The sequence below is a fragment of the Pseudomonas sp. 1L-C-7-B-C1 genome (assembly GCF_057291635.1).
The window spans coordinates 376,131-392,978 of record NZ_JBXAWH010000003.1 but is presented as its reverse complement, the minus strand read 5'-3'; the positions used below and the strand labels follow the sequence as shown (position 1 = coordinate 392,978).

Sequence of the window (16,848 nt, the reverse complement as noted above, 5' to 3'; positions counted from 1 at the left end):
ATCGGACGCCTCTCTTTCTCCGATTCGAGGCATCTCCATGCGCTCATCCGTTCTTCCACTCGCCCGTTCCGTTTCTTTGGCGGGCTCCGTCGCTCTCGGAGTCGCCTTGTGCTCTGGTCTGGCCTTCGCTCAAGCGCCCGCCCAGCAGAAAACCCAGGTGCCCGGTTATTTCCGTCTGGCCGTCGGCGACTACGAAGTCACGGCGCTGTTCGACGGCTACAACGACCTGTCGCCCAAGCTGCTCAAGGGCATGAAGCCTGAAGCGATCCGCGCCTTGCTCGCCCGCCGCGACATCGACACGCCGGGCGTGCAGACCGCGTTCAACGCGTTCCTGATCAACACCGGCGAGCACCTGATCCTCGTCGACAGCGGCGCCGGCCAATGCATCGGCGAGACGGCAGGCATGCTTTCGCAGAACATCAAGGCCGCCGGGTATCAGCCGGGTCAGGTCGACACCATTCTGCTGACTCACATGCACCTGGATCACGTCTGCGGCCTGGTCGACGCCGAAAAGAAACCGGTGTTCGCCAATGCCACGGTGTACGCCGCCAAACCCGAAGCCGATTACTGGCTGGACCCCACCGCCATCGGCCGGGTGCCGGAGCAGGCCAAGGCCTACTTCAGGATCGCCCAGGAGTCCACCGCACCCTACGTCGCCGCAGGCCGGTTCAAGACCTTCGCCCCGGGCCAGTCGCCGGTGCCGGAAGTCAGCACAGCGCTGGAGGCGGGGCACACGCCGGGCAGCACGACGTACCAATTCAGCTCCAGGGGCCAGACCATTCTGTTCATCGGCGACCTGATCCACAGCCTGGCCGTGCAGTTCGATCACCCGGCAGTGAGCATCGCTTTCGACGAGAACAGCCAGAAGGCCATCGCCAGCCGCGATCAGGTGTTCACTCAAGCGGCCAGCAAGAAGATCTGGGTCGCCGCCGCACACCTCCCATTCCCCGGCACCGGCCACATCGTCGCCATCGACAAGCACTTCCAGTGGGTGCCGGTCGAGTACGGCCCGTATCAACGCGCGGCTCATGTGCCGTTGTTGGAATAGTCTGAGTTGCGGGCGCCGAGGCGGCTGCAACTTTGAGCACAGCGGTACAAGTCCCGGTGGATTTAACGGCTAGTCTGAGCAGAGGTTGGCCGGCGAGAATCAGGGGGTGACATGAGGCGTGGGACGCTTTACCGGGCAGCATCGATGATCGTCGTCGCCGGCCTGATCGTCTGCGCGGCAATGCTCTGGCGCCCCTCGATCGATCCATTGTTGAAGGCGCCGGCGATCGACGACGCCAGCGCCCGGCGTGGCTCGCGGGTGGCGGAGCAGGGCGATTGCGCGGTCTGTCACACGCGCCCCGGCGGTGCGTACATGGCGGGCGGGCTGCCATTGGTGACGCCCTTCGGTACGTTGTACACCACCAATATCACCCCCGACCGCGAGACGGGCATCGGCAACTGGTCGCCTGAAGCATTCGTTCGCGCCATGCGCCACGGCGTTTCCCGCGACGGCCACTTTCTCTATCCGGCGTTTCCCTACGTCCACTACAGCAAGATGTCCGATGGCGACATCAGCGACGTATACGCCTACCTCATGAGCGTCGACCCGGTCTCGGCCCGTGCGCCGGAAAACCACATGATGTTCCCGATGAATTTCCGCCCGCTGGTGTCATTCTGGAACCTGCTTTTTTTGCGTGACGATCGCCTGACCGACCTGCCGGATCGCTCGGCGCAATGGAATCGCGGGCGCTATCTGGTCGAAGGCGCGGGGCATTGTTCGTCCTGCCATACGCCGCTCAACTTCATCGGAGGCGAGAAGAACAGCGAGCATCTCGGCGGCGGTCTGGTGGACGGCTGGAATGCACCGGCGCTGACCGGCATGGCACAGCGCAGCAACCCATGGACCGCCGAGCAGTTGGTGACCTACCTGCGCGCCGGCGTGGCAGGGCATCACGGTGCGGCGGCCGGGCCAATGCTGCCGGTCAGCCTGAGTCTGGCGCAACTGCCTGAAGCGGACGCTCAAGCCATCGCCGAGTACCTCCTCAGCCTGGACAGCAACACGCCGTCACCCGGTCCAGACTGCGGGGCAACAGGCGCAGCGTCAGCAGGTGCTGCGAGCCGTGTATCGGCGCCGGCGTTGGCTCAGGGCGAAGCGCTTTTCGCCGGGGCCTGCGCGGGCTGTCACGGCGGCGGGGCGCCCATGCGTACGATCGACGGACGGCCGGGCCTGAGCGTGGTGTCGGCGGCTACCGCAAGCGACCCGCGAAACCTGATCAAGACGATTCTCGATGGCATCCCGATGTCAGACCGGGCGCCCAGTCATTACATGCCGCCGTTCGCCGACACCCTCGACGACGCGCACATCGCCGCGCTCGCCGGTTACCTGCGCAATCAGGCGTGTGGCGCCGCGCCGTGGCGCGATCTGCAACAAACGGTCAACACGCTTCGTCAGGAGGGTCAGTCGAAATGATCACGCTGAACGTCAATGGCACGGATCATTCGCTGGACATCGATCCGGACATGCCACTGCTCTACGCGCTGCGCAATTACCTGCAACTCAACGGTGCCAAATATGGCTGCGGCCTTGGGCAGTGCGGCGCCTGCACGGTGATGGTCGAAGGCAAACCGGTCTTTTCCTGCCTGCTGCCTTCGGGCGCCGCCACGGGCCGGGCGGTCAAAACCGTCGAAGGCCTGGGCAGTGCCGACAAGCCCGGGCCGTTGCAACAAGCGTTTATCGACAACCAGGCCGCGCAGTGCGGTTATTGCATCGCCGGCATGATCATGCGCGCCCAGGCGCTGATCGATACCGTCGCAGCGCCCACCGACGAGCAGATACGCACGCACATGGCGCCGAACCTGTGCCGCTGTGGCACGCACCTGCGGATTTTCGCGGCGATCAAGGCCACGTTGGCGGCCAGGGTGAACCCATGAAGCACGGCGAGGAGAGGGTCGACCAGGGCCGGCGGGCGTTCATCATCAACGGCGCGCTGGTGGTGGGGTTCGCGATGGTGCCGGGGGCGGGGCGCGCATTTGCCGACACCGAGGTCGACACCCTGGGCACACTGGTGCTGGCGCCGGATCTGCCTGGCAGCCTGCGCACCAATCCGTTCCTGGACGCCTGGATTCGGATCGACGAGCAGAACGTCATCACCGTCTACACGGGCAAGGTCGAGTTGGGCACCGGTGTGAAGACGGCTTTGCTGCAAGTGGCGGCAGAACGTCTTGAGGTCGCGCCGCAGCTGATTCATTTTCTGACGGCCGACACCGCGCTTACCCCGAACGAAGGCTACACCGCCGGCAGCCACACGATGTTCGACAGCGGCACGGCGTTGTTCAATGCCGCCGCACAGGTTCGCCAACTGCTGCTTGAATCCGCCGCGCGGCAATGGGGGAGCACGGTCGAGCAGCTCAGCACAAAGGACGCCGTGATCCAGGGGCCCGCCAACCAATCGATGACCTACGCCCAGGCGCTCGTCGGCGTTCAGTTGCACCCCTATGCCAGCGCCCGTTCGCCGGCCATGGCGCCCGACCGCTTCACCCGGATCGGACACTCGTTGCCGCGCGTCGACATCCCCGCCAAGGTCAGCGGCGGTGCCAGTTATGTCCAGGACATGCGCTTGCCCGGCATGCTTCACGCCCGGGTCATTCGACCGCCGCGCCGCGGCTGCCGGCTCGAAGCAATCGACCCGTCCGCCATCGACAACATGGGCGGAGGGGTCAGACTGGTGCGCAATGGCAGCTACCTGGCTGTGGTCGCCGAGGACGAATGGCAGGCGATCAAGGCCATGCGCAAGGGCCATGAACTGGCACGCTGGTCCGAAGGGGATGCGCTGCCTGATTCAGGCAATATCCATCAGTTGCTGACCGAGCTGCCGTCGAAACGCTATCCGATCCGTAATTCCGGCGGGTCGGTTATCAGTTCGTCGCTCAGTCCGGTGCACCGTTGGAAAGCGACGGTGACCAAGCAGTACTTGATGCACGGCTCCATCGGCCCGTCGTGCTCGGTGGCCTGGTTCAACGAAGGCACGTTGACCGTCTGGACCCACACCCAGGGGGTCTACCCGCTGCGGGCCGGCATCGCTGAAATGCTGGGACTGCCGCTGGCACAGGTGCGCTGTATTCATGCCGAAGGCTCGGGCTGCTATGGCCACAACGGCGCTGATGATGCCGCCGCCGATGCAGCGTTGATTGCCATGGCGCTCCCGGGCAAGCCGATCCGCGTGCAATGGATGCGCGAGCAGGAACATCTCTGGGAGCCATACAGCTCGGCGATGCGCGTCGAGCTGGATGTCGCGGCGGATGCCGGCGGGCGCCTGGGCCTCTGGAACGCCGAGCTGTGGACCACGCCGCACAACGAGCGGATCGTCAACGCCGGGCGTCTGATGCCGGCGTGGCTGTTGGCGAAGCCGTTCGCGCCGGCGCCTTCGGTGCCGATTGCCCAGCCCGAGGGGGATGGCGACCGCAACGTGATCCCGCTGTATGACGTCGCCAGCAGTCGGATCAACATGACGTTTGTCACGCAGATGCCGTTTCGCACCTCGGCGATGCGCTCGCTGGGCGCTCACGTCAACGTCTTCGGTATCGAGTCCGCCATGGACGAGTTGGCCGTGCAAGCCGGCGTCGACCCGGTCGAATTCCGTTTGCGCAACCTCAGTGATCCGCGCGCCCGGGCGGTGATCGAGAAGGTCGCTGCGGCGTTTCAGTGGCCGACCAAAGCCGGTGGCCCCGGCAGCGGCATCGGCTTTGCCTTCGCCCGCTACAAAAACATCATGGGCTACTGCGCGATCGCGGTGCAGGTGCATGTCCAGCGTCAGACCGGCGAGGTGGTCATCGATCGGGTTGTCACGGCGGTGGATGTCGGTCAGGTGGTCAGCCCGGACGGGCTGCGCAATCAGGTTGAGGGCGGGATCGTCCAGTCGGCCAGCTGGACGCTGTACGAGCAGGTCGATTATGACCCTGCCGGCGTGCGCAGCTATGACTGGAGCGGCTACCCGATCCTGCGCTTCCCGGCCTTGCCCCGGCAGGTCGAGGTGCACGTGCTCGACCAGCCCGGCCAGGCGTTTCTTGGCGCCGCCGAGATTGTGCAGGGTCCTATGGCCGCCGCGCTGGGTAATGCCCTGTCAAATGCCACGGGCAAACGGCTGCTGTCCCTGCCATTGGCGCGCAGCGGCTGGCACCGCGCGCTGTAAAGGCATTGAGGCAATAAAAACGCCCCGGTCTAAAAGCCGGGGCGTTTTTTTCAGGGGCGTTTTTGTCGAGGGCAGGTATCAGGGGCCACGGCTGACCGCCGCCAGCCTTCGAGCGGTGCGTGCGCGGCAATAAGATGCGTTGAACGCAAAAGCCTTTTGCGTCCAGCGCAAAGCTGCAGTCATGTTTATGCCGGATCCGCAGCCTATACTTCGGGCGCCACAAGGGCGGCGATCCTCTGGGCATCGCTCAAGGCGGCGGTCTTGAGCCCTTGCAGCTCAAAGCATGCCGCTTGTGGTTAACCCGTGGGGTCACTATCCCTACAGCTAATATCGGCGATTGTTTTTAACTGGTTAGATGAGCGCTTGTTAAAAATGGATAGCTGCGCTGTACGTCTCCGGGATTCAACCTCGCCCGGACGATGGTCAGCGAATCAGGGCCTGCGACTCCACTTCCAAGGACTGCATGAAATGATAAGTCTCGGTCAGACGATGATTTCCCGCGAGCACAGAGACGTGTTCAAGGACGGCGTCGCCATGCGCATTGGCACCCGCGCTTTCGACATACTCGACATCTTGCTGCGTCATCAGGGTCAGTTGGTCAGTAAGGAACTGATCCTTCAGAGTGTCTGGCCGGACACCGTGGTTGAAGAGAACAACCTGCAAGTGCATATCTCCGCGCTGCGCAAAGCGTTGGGCAACGACCGTGAGCGGATCCGCACTGTGCCTGGCCGTGGCTATGTGCTGCTGGGTGGGGAAAGCCTCGATGCCCACAACCCTCCCCACAACCATGCTCGCACGCCGTCCATGCTGCACGGCATCAGTTGCCATCACCGCCTGCCGGCCCGCATCGCTTTGCTCGGGCGCCAGGCATTGCTGGATGAAGTGAACAACGCTCTGGCCGAGGGCTGCGCGCTGGTCACGCTGATCGGCCCGGGCGGCGTGGGCAAAACCGCCTTGGCCGCCGAACTGGGCCAGACCCTGCTGGACGCCGGCACGACCCCTGTGTACTTCGTGCCGCTGGCGCAACTGCAATGCGCCGAGCTGCTGCTGGAAGCGTTTGCCAGCGCGGTCGGCTTGGACTGCAGCGGTGGTGATCCGGACCTGCAAGGGCTGATCCGCTGTCTGCAGCAGCAGCCGGGGCTGATCATTCTGGACAACTGCGAGCACCTGGTCGAAAGCGTCGCCAGCCTGCTGGAGGTGATTCTGCGCGGAGCACCGGCGGTGCGCGCGGTTGCCACCAGCCGCGAGCCGTTGCGCATCGCCGGCGAGCGCAGCCTGCAGGTGCCGCCCCTGGACGTCCCTGAGCTCAATGCCTCCCGAGAGACCATTCTGCGCAGTGCGTCGGCGCAGTTGTTCCTGCGTCAGTGGCGTGCGCTGGACAGCCATCTTGCGGCTGACGGCAACGCCGAACTGGACGATTACAGCGTCGAGTTGGTGGGCGAAATCTGCCGCCGGCTCGACGGTATGCCGCTGGCGCTGGAAATGGCCGCCGCCCGGGCCTGCGCCTTGGGGCTTTATCAACTGGTGGCGAGCCTGGACGGTAGCCTGCACATGCTCTCGGCGTCGTTGCGCACCGCGCCGCCGCGTCAGCAAACGCTGCAGGCGTCGCTGGCCTGGAGCCTGCGTTTGCTCGGTCGCGAAGAGCGCACCGTGCTGCGGCAGCTGGCGGAGCTGGACGGTCGCTTTACGCTGGAACGTGCCTGCGATGCCTTGCAGCGAACCCGTCTGCCGCGGGCCTGCATCATGGATTGCATCGTGCGTCTGGCCACCAAGTCGCTGCTGATGGTCAGTGCCCAGGGACCCTTCCGTTTCTATCGAATGCTCGGTACAACCCGCGCCTGCCTGCTGATCGCAAGCGCCCACGACACCGTCTCGACGGAGACCCACGCGCCGCGTGCGCAGGATTACGACGCACCGTCGGCCCTGGCGACGCTGCAAAGCATCAGGGCTGTGCCGGCCGGGCCCGACGGGTATCATGCGCGGCATCAAAGAGCATTGGCCATTGGCCGTTAACAGGTCCGTTGCTGCGACGAAATCCTTTATGAGCCTGTCATGAACGTGAACCCCAAGGTCTATGTGGTGGACGACGACGCTGCCATCCGCACTTCCTTACAGCGGCTGTTGCATTCGGCGGACATCGCCTGCGAAGTGTTCGACAGCGCCCAGGCGTTTCTCGACTGCCCCCTGAGCCAGGGTCCCCTCTGCTTGCTGCTGGATGTCAATCTGGCCCAGGGCACCGGCTTCGATCTGCAACAGAGCTTGCTGGATCGCGGCCAGACCTTCCCGATCATTTTCATGACCGGTTACGGCACCATCGCCATGTCCGTGCGTGCTATCAAGGCCGGCGCCCGGGAGTTCCTGACCAAACCCTTCGAACCGGAGCAGTTGCTGGATCTGGTGCGTGAAGCGCTGACCAGTGACGCGGCAAACATGGACGAGCGCTGCCTGACCGCCTGCGTGAAAGCGCGTTTCGACAGCCTCACGCCGAGGGAACGGCAAGTCATGGCGCTGCTGATCACCGGCAAGATGAATAAACAGATTGCCGGTGAATTGGGCACCAGCGAAGTGACTGCAAAGGTGCATAAAAAGCACGTCCTGACAAAGATGGATGCGCGCAATGTCATTGAGCTGGTGAAGATGAGTGACCGGCTGGGTTGCCTGGCGAAATGACCGTTGAGATCGGCGATGCTTTCAGAAGAGGTGTTGCGAACACTATCCCTGTGGGAGTGAGCTTGCTCACGAAGAGGCCGGTACATCCGCCAAATCCTCATCAGCCTGAATGGCGCCTTCGCGAGCAAGCTCGCTCCCAGAGGTCGTGCCAACGGGACGGGCTTTAGCCGGCAATGGCCGGGACGGTGCCAGCAACAGAATTCCAATAATAAAGGGGCTCCATGAGCAGCATTTTCAACGGGCCATACACGGCTATCTCCAGCGCCGGGGCATTCGGGCCCCTGTGGCTGGATCGGCTCGTCTGGCAGTTGCTGTTTGTCGATGGAGAAGTCGCCCATTACCGGGTCACGCTGACGCAGGAGGATCGCCACTGGCGCATCGTTCGTCCTGCTCCCGACGCCTCGATCGCTGCAATCCGCCGTCTTGAACACGAATTTTCACTGGCGCCCCGGCTGATGCCGCAATGGGCCGTGCAGCCGGTGGCACTGCTGTCGGGGCCGGAAGGCACGCTGATGGTGCTGGAGGATGCCAGCGGCGTGGCGCTTCATGATCAGCCCCAGGCGCCGCTGTCCATCGAAGGCTTTTTGCAGCGGGCCATCGCTGCCGCTGCCGCCGTATCAGGCGCTCACGAAGCAGGCCTGCTGCACCGCGATATCAAACCGTGCAACCTGATCCAGGACGCAGACGGTGTGGTCCGGCTCAGCGGTTTCGGCCTGAGCGTCGATGTGCAGTTGGCGTCGCCGCTGCCGGTAGTCGACGCCATTTGTGGCTCCCTCGGCTACATGGCGCCCGAACAGTCGCGTCGGATTGAGCGTCAGGCTGACCAGCGCAGCGACCTCTATGCGCTGGGCATGACCTTTTATGAATGGCTGGCCGGGCGATTGCCCTTTGAGGCCACCGATGCGGTGGAATGGGTGTATTGCCACGTTGCGCGAATACCGCCGCCGCTGAGCCAGCACCGCGGCGACATCCCTGAGCCGTTGGCCGGTCTGGTGCATCGTTTGATCGCTAAAAACCCGGATGACCGTTATCAATGCGCGGCGGCCCTGCACCGGGATTTGAACGAAATGCTGCGTCAGTGGCAGGAACTGCGGGACATTCCGGATCTTCAGCCTGACCCGTCCAATGGCCAACATGACGCGTCTATCCGCACGCCTTCCCACGATCCGACCCTTGCGTTGCGTAATCTGGAGGCGTGGTCGGCACGTACATCGATCAACCTGAGCGGACGTGATGCCCTGGACCTGTCCTCCGTCATGAAATCCGCCCACGCGCTGCGCGACGAGAGTGAGCTGGACCGGCTGATCGAAACGCTGTTGCGCAACACTATTGTTCATGCCGGTGCGCAACGCGCCTTGCTGCTGCTGGTAAAGGACGAGGCGCCGGTGATTCGCGCAATCGGCCAGAGCGGCGCCGACGGCTTGCACATCGAGTTGGCGGACAGCGCTCCAGACAACCGGCATCTGCCGCTGTCGATCCTGTACCGGGTGATGCGCACACGCCAGCGCCTGGTGCTGGACGATGTCTGCGGCGATGCCTACTTCGGCGCCGATGAATACGTGCGCCAGCATGGGGTGCGCTCGGCCTTGTGCGTGCCGCTGGTTAAGCAGAGCAGGGTGCTCGGCGTGTTGTACCTGGAAAACAACCTCGCGCCCGGCGTCTTCACCCTCTGTCGCACCGAGGTGCTGGAACTGCTCGCCAGCCAGGCGGCGATTTCCCTGGAAACCGCGCGCCTGCATCAGGAACTGGAGCAGGAAAACGCGCGGCGTCGGGATGTCGAGATCGCCCTGCGCGGTGCTCGGGCCCGGCTGGCCAGCATCGCCCAGGCCACGGTGATGGGTGAGCTGGCAGCGTCCATTGCCCACGAAATCAACCAGCCGCTGGCGTCGATGGTGTCCAATGCCGCCGCCGGCATCCGCTGGCTCAATCGCGAAAACCCGCAGGTGGACGAAGCCTTGTCCGGGCTGCGCGACATCGTCGCCCAGGGCCGGCGCGCCGGGGAGATCGTCAACGCGCTGCAGAGCCTGGCGCGGCAGGGGCCCCACCACCGGCGACAGCTGCTGATCAATGACGTGATTCGCCATGTGGTGGCGCTGACCGGTGTCGAAGTCGAACAGCAGCGGGTTTTGATGACCACTCATCTGACCTGTTCACCGTTGCGGGTGTGCGCCTCCAGCGTGCAACTGCAGCAAGTGGTGCTGAACCTGATCCTCAACGCGCTGGACGCCATGAGCGCAGGCGATCACGTGCTGCGGCGGCTGTCTATCACCAGCGAAGTGGTGGGCCGCGATTACGTGGTTGTCAGCGTTGAAGACAGCGGCCGCGGCATCGAGCCGGTGGACCTGCATCAGCTGTTCAACGCGTTTTTCACCACCAAGGACAAAGGCATGGGCATGGGACTGGCGATCTGTCAGTCGATCATCACGGCCCACGGTGGCCACCTCTACGCCATGCCGGCCCGCTTCGGCGGTGCGACCTTCGTGTTCACCTTGCCCGTCGTCGAGTAGCGCCGACGGCTCATCGAAGTCCGGGCTGTTCAGTACGGCCATGTCGAAGCAAGCAGTCGTTCGCAAAAGCCGCCAGCGTGCATACGATGGGCGTGAAACGACAGCACGTCGGCGTTTGTCGTGCCCAGCGTGGAGTGCGGGCGATGCAGCTGCCCCATCGCCATGACATGCAGAAACTTGAATTTGAAACCGGGTTCCCGGGGGTAAGCGGCCAACACCCGCGCCTGAGCGGCGGGGCTGAAGCACTGGCAATGCGCGCCGGTCAAATCGGTTTCGACCGCGGCGCAGAGCAGGGCGGTCAACGGCGGTTTGTGCTGCGGGATGCCCGGCGTGGTGTGCAGCGCGATGGCGTCCCAGACCTGGGCGATGTCGTCCCACGACCGGCCATGCCCGCGCAGGAACTGGGCGGCGGCGTTGGCGCTGTCGACTTCAAACCGCAGTTGCGACCGGGCGTACAGCCGGGTGATGCCGATGCGCAGAAACAGTGCGGCGGTGTACAAGAGGTCGGTATCTAATCGCAGGCCGCGACTGTGCCCCAGCAGGCTGGCGAAGACGAACGTGCGGCAGGCCGCGTTCAGCAGCAGGTCGGACTGGTGATCACGCATCAGGTCGGTTGCCGCTTGGGCCATCGCACCGTCGGGAATCAAAATTCCGGCCACGTATCGGGTGGTCACATGCAGTCCCTCGCAGCGAACCGAATCTTCGGAGCTGGCACGGTATCGCGCTGGCCAATGGCCGTCCTTGGTGCTGCCTTAAACGTTCTGAAAGCGGCTTGCGCGCACCGCGACGAGGCATGTCGTCGTACGACTTTTCAGAACGATTAATACCGGGAGAAGGACTTTAAGAACGCTGCTGTAGAGACTTCGCTCACCGCCAACGGTGAAGCTGGAGCGCCTGACATGACTGCATTCAACCCCTTGCTGAACCCCGAATCCGTTCTCGAGCGCGTCGCGCTGTCGCCGTGGCAGGAGCGTCGGGCCAAGGACTTGATGTCCAGCCAGATGGACAAAGGGCTGTCCATCGCCCGCATCGCTGCCGAATGTTCGCTGTCGCGCAGTCACTTCTCCCGCGCGTTCAAGAAGAACACCGGGCTTTCCCCTCGCGACTGGTTCTTGCAGATGCGCCTGGACAAGGCCCGGGCGTTGCTTGGCGAGTCAGTGCTGACCATCTCGCAGATCAGCCTGGATTGCGGTTTCGCCGACCAGTCGCATTTCACCCGGGTGTTCAGTCGCGTGGTGGGGCTGACCCCGTGCAGCTGGCGCCGGACCATGGCCCTTTTGCCAGCCAAGGGGTGTTTGGCCCAGCGCGCGCACGCCTGTTGAGGGCCGCGTCCCGAGCCATCGTCGGGCGCGACAGCACCGATGTTCAAGACACGGCCTCGGCAGCTGTGTATACCTGCGCCGGTCTGGCATAGTCAGGCCTCCCGATAACGCCCACCCCGGAATCGCTGAATGAACCGCAACGACCTGCGCCGCGTCGACATGAACCTGCTGGTGATCTTCGAAGCATTGATGTTCGAGCGCAACCTCACGCGGGTAGCGGAAAAGCTGTTCATGGGCCAGCCGGCGATCAGTGCGGCACTGGCCAGATTGCGCGACCTGTTCGACGACCCCTTGCTGCTGCGCAACGGCCGCGCCATGGAGCCCACAGCCCGGGCCCTGGCGATCCTCAAGGAACTGCAACCGGCGCTGGACACCATCTCCGGGGCGGTGAGTCGGGCGAAGGAATTCGATCCGGCGACCAGTTGCGACATCTTCCGCATTGGCTTGTCGGACGACGCCGAGTTCGGCCTGTTCCCGCCGTTGCTCAACCGTCTGCGTGAAGAAGCGCCGGGCATCATCGTGGTGGTGCGCCGGGCCAATTTCCTGCTGATGCCGGCGTTGCTGGCGTCGGGGGAGATTTCCGTGGGCATCAGCTACACCACTGAACTGCCGGCCAACGCCAAGCGCAAGAAGCTGCGCGACATCGGCGTCAAGGTATTGCGCGGCGACAAACGCCCGGAGCCGTTGACGCTGGATGAATTCTGCCAGCGGCCGCACACCATGGTGTCGTTCTCGGGTGACCTGAGCGGCAAGATCGATATCGACCTGGCGAAAGTCGGGCGGGCGAGGAGGGTGGTGGTGGCGGTGCCGCAGTTCAGCGGATTGCGTGCGCTGCTGGCGGGCACCGAGCTGATCGCGACGGTCCCGGACTACGCTGCCTGCGCCCTGATTGAGGGGTGCGCTTTGCGAGCAGAGGATCCGCCCTTTCCGATCGAGCCTGCCGAGTTGTCGATGGTCTGGGCGGGCGTGCACGATAACGATCCGGCGGAGCGGTGGCTGCGCTCGCGGATTACTGAGTTCATGTCTCAGGAGACGCGGCCTTTGCCGTAGCGCAAGGTCTTTAAGATCAAGATCCAAGGCGTCTGCCTGGGGGCAGACTGTTTCGCCTTCGGCGACTTACTTTTGAAAAGCACCAAAAGTAAGCAAAAGTGCCTGCTCCTGGTTGGGCCCTTCGTTCCTCAGGGTTCCTTCACTCCGGTCTCGCTCCGTGGGCCCGCCGCCATCCGCCATCCATGGCGGGGGGCGGCTCTCGCGGCATCCATGCCGCTCGGCCCACTCCGCGAGACCTGCGTTCAGCCTGCACCCAAGTCGCGATTTGTGGTGTTTGGGCTTTTTGCGTATGAAGATCAAAAACAGACCAAAAGCAGATCAAAAGCAGATCAAAAGCTTCCCGGCTGAAGCCGGTCCTACAGTCGGAGGCGATTCCACAGGGTATACGCGATGCTTTTAGTGGGACCGGCTTCAGCCGGGAAGAGGCCAGCTCAGGCGCTGACATTTTTGCTGATAGCACCTCCTCCCTGTGGGAGCGAGCTTGCTCGCGAATGCCCTATCAAAAACACCAGATATCCGATGGATATACCGGCCCTTCGTGAGCAAGCTCACTCCTACAAGTCCTTCGCTTGACCCGCCCTGGATCTGCACTTGATCTGCTTTTGATCTTTAAACACAAAACTCCCAGACGACGCCAATCGCGACTTGGGTGCAGGCCGAACGCAGACGACGCGGAGTGGGCCGAGCCGCATGGATGCGGCGAGAGCGCCGTTGCGGACATGGATGTCCGTTCGGCGCGCGCCCACGGAGCGTCGTCGGAGTGAGGGTATTCCGACGAAGGAGGAACCCAACCAGGAGCAGGCACTTTTGCTTACTTTTGGTGCTTTTCAAAAGTAAGTCGCCGAAGGCGAAACAGTCTGCCCCCAGGCAGACGCTTGTGATCTTAAGGATCTTGATCTTGATCTGGATCCTCAAAAGCACGTCTGTTCAATACCCACCTCCGTCGCCCCGCCACACTGAATTCATCGGCCACGTACTCCGGCACCTCGGCAAACGTGGCCCACGCAATGAATGGTGTGTGATGACCTACCCAACCCACAACGACCGCGCACAAGACCTCGGGCTGCTATTCCTCAGATCCGCCGGCGCACTGTTCCTGCTGTTCGTCCACGGCCTGCCAAAACTGCTCGACTTCAACACCCAGCTGACCCTCATCGAAGACCCGTTTCACCTCGGCGCCACCCTCACCCTGAGCATGGCCATCTTCGCCGAAGTCCTCTGCCCCCTGCTGATTCTGACCGGCGTACTGGCGCGACTGGCATGCCTGCCTATTCTCATCCTGCTGCTGGTCGCGCTCATCGTGGTACACAGCGAGTGGAGCGTCGAACAGGGCCAGTTCGGCTGGCTATTACTGATTATCTTCACCAGTGTGCTGATCGCCGGACCCGGTCGTCTGGCGCTCAACCATGGTTTGCCTGGAGCGCTTCGCTATGCCTGATTACGCCACGACCGCCGACACCGTCCCGACGTCGAAACTGTCCGCCGACGAGATCGTCACCCTGGTGGTCAAGCACCGGATCAAGGCCGGGCTGGAAGCCCAATACGAAGCCTGGCTGAGGCGCATCGTCGCCATGGCGGCCAGCTACCCCGGGCATCTGGGCGTGGACGTCATACGCGGCAAGGCCGACGGCTTGCACATGTTTACCTGCGTGTTGCGTTTCTGTTCGACCGACGCCATGCAGCGCTGGATGGACTCTTCTCACCGCCGCGAGCTCGTCGCCGAAGCAGCGCCCATGCTGGCCGACGGCGATTTCACCGAGGTCAACCCGCACAATGAATTCTGGTTCGTCCCCGCCGCTGAAAGCCCGCCGCCACGCTGGAAACAGGCCTGCGTGACCTTTCTGGTCATCTGCCCACTGACCCTGCTGGTCCCGCTGGTCTGGGGACCGGTGTTCCGCCTGTACCCGCTGTTGGCCCATTACATCATCAGCACCGCACTGGTCACCGTGACCATCGTCCTGCTGGTGGTCTACGTGCTGATGCCCCGCGCGACGCGGCTGTTTGCACCCTGGCTGAATGCCCGGCCCGCGCCGGTGGTCGGAGCCGATCATGAAGGATGACGACGCCGATCAACCGTCTTCCAGCGACCGTCGCCGGTTCGTCGCCAAGGGCTCGCTGCTCGGCGCGGCCGCCGCACTGTTTTCTTCCATGCCTGCCACCGGCCTTGCTGTCGGGGCATCTAAAACGTCTGCCAACGGAGGCGCGATGAACGTCGATCTGATTCTCTTCAACGGTAATTTCCACACGGTTGACCAGGAAAAACCCAAGGCCAGCGCCGTGGCCATCAGCGGCGGGAAATTCGTCGCCGTGGGCAGCGACGCGGAGATCATGGCCCAGCGCGGCGCGGCCACGCAGGTCATCGACATGCACAAGCGCACGGTGATCCCGGGCCTCAATGACTCGCACTTGCACCTGATCCGTGGCGGGCTCAATTACAACCTCGAACTTCGCTGGGAAGGCGTGCCGTCGCTCGTCGACGCGCTGCGCATGCTCAAGGCCCAGGCTGATCGCACACCCACGCCGCAATGGGTGCGCGTGGTCGGTGGCTGGAACGAATTCCAGTTTGCCGAAAAACGCATGCCAACCCTCGAAGAACTCAACCAGGCTGCGCCCGACACCCCGGTGTTCGTCCTCCACCTGTACGACCGCGCGCTGCTCAACCGCGCCGCGCTGCGTGTGGCCGGCTACACCCGCGACACGCCGAACCCGCCGGGTGGCGAGATTGTCCGCGACAGCAACGGCGACCCGACCGGCATGCTGGTGGCCAAGCCCAACGCGATGATTCTCTACTCGACCCTGGCCAAGGGGCCGAAGCTGCCGCTGGAGTATCAGGTCAACTCTACGCGCCAGTTCATGCGCGAGCTGAACCGCCTGGGCCTGACCAGCGCCATCGACGCCGGCGGCGGCTACCAGAACTACCCGGACGATTACGCCGTGATCACGCAACTGGCCGAGGCCAAACAGCTGACCGTGCGCATCGCCTACAACCTGTTCACCCAGAAGCCCAAGGAAGAGCTGGAAGATTTCAAGCACTGGACTAACACCGTCACGCTGCATCAGGGCGACGACTTCCTGCGCCACAACGGCGCCGGCGAGATGCTGACCTTCTCGGCCGCGGATTTCGAAGACTTCCTCGAGCCGCGCCCCGATTTACCGGCGGGCATGGAGCAGGACCTCGAACCGGTGGTGCGTCACCTGGTCGAGCACCGCTGGCCGTTCCGCCTGCACGCCACCTATGACGAATCGATCTCGCGCATGCTCGACGTGTTCGAGAAGGTCAATCGCGAGATTCCGTTCAACGGCATCCCGTGGTTCTTCGACCACTGCGAAACCATCACGCCGAAGAACATCGAGCGGGTCAAGGCGCTGGGCGGCGGCATCGCGATTCAGGACCGTATGGCCTTCCAGGGCGAGTATTTCGTCGAGCGCTACGGCGCCAAGGCCGGCGAGCACACGCCGCCGATCAAACGCATGCTGGCCGAAGGCGTGCCGGTGGGCGCCGGCACCGACGCCACCCGCGTGTCGAGCTACAACCCCTGGACTTCGCTGTACTGGATGGTCAGCGGTCGCACCGTCGGCGGCCTGGAGCTGTACCCGGAAGGCTTATCCCGGGAAACCGCGCTGGAACTGTTCACCCGTGGCAGCGCCTGGTTTTCCTCTGAGCAGGGCAAAAAGGGCCAGATCAAGGTCGGCCAGCTGGCGGACGTGGTGGCGTTGTCCCAAGACTTCTTCAGCGTGCCGGAAGAGTCGATCAAGTGGATCGAATCGGTGCTGACCATCGTTGACGGCAAAGTGGTGTACGGCGCCGGCGAGTTCGACGATCTGGCACCGCCGAGCGTGCCGGTGCTGCCGGACTGGTCGCCGGTTTCCAAGGTTCCGGGCCACTGGCGTCCGGGGGCACCGATGGCCGCGGCGGTTCACCAGTGCAGCGGCCCCTGCGGCGTCCATGCCCACAGCCACGATAAAGCGCGCCAGTCGAAAGTACCGGTCAGCGACTTCCAGGGTTTCTGGGGTGCGTTTGGCTGCTCGTGCTTCGCCTTCTGATCTGCGCCTGAACAGAGCAATTGAAAAGAGCATGAAAGGCCTCGTCGGCACTGACCGACGTGGCTCACCGTCAGCGTG

The 16,848-nt window shown here is 63.7% G+C and carries 13 protein-coding genes; 12 read left to right on the top strand and 1 reads right to left on the bottom strand.

Features of this window, described 5'->3' with window-relative positions:
* Positions 1–37 precede the first annotated feature (37 nt).
* From AC0Z8Z_RS07180 to AC0Z8Z_RS07150, 7 genes are all read left to right on the top strand, one after another.
* The gene (locus AC0Z8Z_RS07180; RefSeq protein WP_485618631.1) at positions 38–1,048 is read left to right on the top strand and encodes an MBL fold metallo-hydrolase; all 1,011 of its coding nucleotides are present in this window, start codon (positions 38–40) and stop codon (positions 1,046–1,048) included.
* Between the two features lie 111 nt (positions 1,049–1,159).
* On the top strand, positions 1,160–2,458 hold the full coding sequence (locus tag AC0Z8Z_RS07175; protein ID WP_485618629.1) for a c-type cytochrome: 1,299 nt from the start codon (positions 1,160–1,162) through the stop codon (positions 2,456–2,458).
* On the top strand, positions 2,455–2,919 hold the full coding sequence (locus AC0Z8Z_RS07170) for a (2Fe-2S)-binding protein (RefSeq protein ID WP_172612371.1): 465 nt from the start codon (positions 2,455–2,457) through the stop codon (positions 2,917–2,919). The genes AC0Z8Z_RS07175 and AC0Z8Z_RS07170 overlap by 4 nt, the downstream gene beginning before the upstream one ends.
* On the top strand, positions 2,916–5,177 hold the full coding sequence (locus tag AC0Z8Z_RS07165) for a xanthine dehydrogenase family protein molybdopterin-binding subunit (RefSeq protein WP_485618627.1): 2,262 nt from the start codon (positions 2,916–2,918) through the stop codon (positions 5,175–5,177). Before AC0Z8Z_RS07170 ends, AC0Z8Z_RS07165 begins: the two co-directional genes overlap by 4 nt.
* A 468-nt stretch (positions 5,178–5,645) precedes the next feature.
* The gene (locus AC0Z8Z_RS07160) at positions 5,646–7,190 is read left to right on the top strand and encodes an ATP-binding protein (protein WP_485618626.1); all 1,545 of its coding nucleotides are present in this window, start codon (positions 5,646–5,648) and stop codon (positions 7,188–7,190) included.
* A 39-nt stretch (positions 7,191–7,229) separates the two neighbouring features.
* Positions 7,230–7,847, top strand: coding sequence for a response regulator transcription factor (locus AC0Z8Z_RS07155; protein ID WP_485618625.1), 618 nt, complete (start codon positions 7,230–7,232; stop codon positions 7,845–7,847).
* Between the two features lie 221 nt (positions 7,848–8,068).
* Positions 8,069–10,354 carry an ATP-binding protein gene (locus AC0Z8Z_RS07150; RefSeq protein ID WP_485618623.1) on the top strand — a complete coding sequence of 762 codons (2,286 nt, stop codon included), beginning with the start codon at positions 8,069–8,071 and terminating at the stop codon, positions 10,352–10,354.
* A gap of 29 nt (positions 10,355–10,383) precedes the next feature.
* Here the strand turns inward: AC0Z8Z_RS07150 and AC0Z8Z_RS07145 are convergent, their stop codons facing one another.
* Positions 10,384–11,028 (bottom strand): phosphohydrolase, encoded by a 645-nt coding sequence (locus tag AC0Z8Z_RS07145; RefSeq protein WP_485618621.1) that lies wholly within the window; start codon positions 11,026–11,028, stop codon positions 10,384–10,386.
* A 225-nt stretch (positions 11,029–11,253) separates the two neighbouring features.
* On the opposite strand from AC0Z8Z_RS07145, the gene AC0Z8Z_RS07140 reads away from it, so the two are divergent.
* From AC0Z8Z_RS07140 to AC0Z8Z_RS07120, 5 genes are all read left to right on the top strand, one after another.
* Positions 11,254–11,676, top strand: coding sequence for an AraC family transcriptional regulator (locus AC0Z8Z_RS07140; RefSeq protein ID WP_485618619.1), 423 nt, complete (start codon positions 11,254–11,256; stop codon positions 11,674–11,676).
* A 129-nt stretch (positions 11,677–11,805) separates the two neighbouring features.
* Positions 11,806–12,726 (top strand): LysR family transcriptional regulator, encoded by a 921-nt coding sequence (locus AC0Z8Z_RS07135; protein WP_485618617.1) that lies wholly within the window; start codon positions 11,806–11,808, stop codon positions 12,724–12,726.
* Between the two features lie 1,021 nt (positions 12,727–13,747).
* Positions 13,748–14,164: a DoxX family protein gene (locus AC0Z8Z_RS07130; RefSeq protein WP_122536253.1), complete on the top strand. Its 417-nt coding sequence runs from the start codon at positions 13,748–13,750 to the stop codon at positions 14,162–14,164.
* The gene (locus AC0Z8Z_RS07125; RefSeq protein WP_485618615.1) at positions 14,157–14,786 is read left to right on the top strand and encodes an antibiotic biosynthesis monooxygenase; all 630 of its coding nucleotides are present in this window, start codon (positions 14,157–14,159) and stop codon (positions 14,784–14,786) included. The genes AC0Z8Z_RS07130 and AC0Z8Z_RS07125 overlap by 8 nt, the downstream gene beginning before the upstream one ends.
* A gap of 145 nt (positions 14,787–14,931) precedes the next feature.
* Entirely contained in the window at positions 14,932–16,770 is a 1,839-nt protein-coding gene (locus AC0Z8Z_RS07120) for an amidohydrolase (protein ID WP_485618689.1), read from the top strand.
* The last annotated feature ends 78 nt before the right edge of the window (positions 16,771–16,848 follow it).

What these genes read in the sequence shown, in the direction of transcription:
- AC0Z8Z_RS07180 (WP_485618631.1), top strand. Translation starts at nt 38, where the DNA reads ATGCGCTCATCCGTTCTTCCACTCGCCCGTTCCGTTTCTTTGGCGGGC.
- AC0Z8Z_RS07175 (WP_485618629.1), top strand. Translation starts at nt 1,160, where the DNA reads ATGAGGCGTGGGACGCTTTACCGGGCAGCATCGATGATCGTCGTCGCC.
- AC0Z8Z_RS07170 (WP_172612371.1), top strand. Translation starts at nt 2,455, where the DNA reads ATGATCACGCTGAACGTCAATGGCACGGATCATTCGCTGGACATCGAT.
- AC0Z8Z_RS07165 (WP_485618627.1), top strand. Translation starts at nt 2,916, where the DNA reads ATGAAGCACGGCGAGGAGAGGGTCGACCAGGGCCGGCGGGCGTTCATC.
- AC0Z8Z_RS07160 (WP_485618626.1), top strand. Translation starts at nt 5,646, where the DNA reads ATGATAAGTCTCGGTCAGACGATGATTTCCCGCGAGCACAGAGACGTG.
- AC0Z8Z_RS07155 (WP_485618625.1), top strand. Translation starts at nt 7,230, where the DNA reads ATGAACGTGAACCCCAAGGTCTATGTGGTGGACGACGACGCTGCCATC.
- AC0Z8Z_RS07150 (WP_485618623.1), top strand. Translation starts at nt 8,069, where the DNA reads ATGAGCAGCATTTTCAACGGGCCATACACGGCTATCTCCAGCGCCGGG.
- AC0Z8Z_RS07140 (WP_485618619.1), top strand. Translation starts at nt 11,254, where the DNA reads ATGACTGCATTCAACCCCTTGCTGAACCCCGAATCCGTTCTCGAGCGC.
- AC0Z8Z_RS07135 (WP_485618617.1), top strand. Translation starts at nt 11,806, where the DNA reads ATGAACCGCAACGACCTGCGCCGCGTCGACATGAACCTGCTGGTGATC.
- AC0Z8Z_RS07130 (WP_122536253.1), top strand. Translation starts at nt 13,748, where the DNA reads ATGACCTACCCAACCCACAACGACCGCGCACAAGACCTCGGGCTGCTA.
- AC0Z8Z_RS07125 (WP_485618615.1), top strand. Translation starts at nt 14,157, where the DNA reads ATGCCTGATTACGCCACGACCGCCGACACCGTCCCGACGTCGAAACTG.
- AC0Z8Z_RS07120 (WP_485618689.1), top strand. Translation starts at nt 14,932, where the DNA reads ATGAACGTCGATCTGATTCTCTTCAACGGTAATTTCCACACGGTTGAC.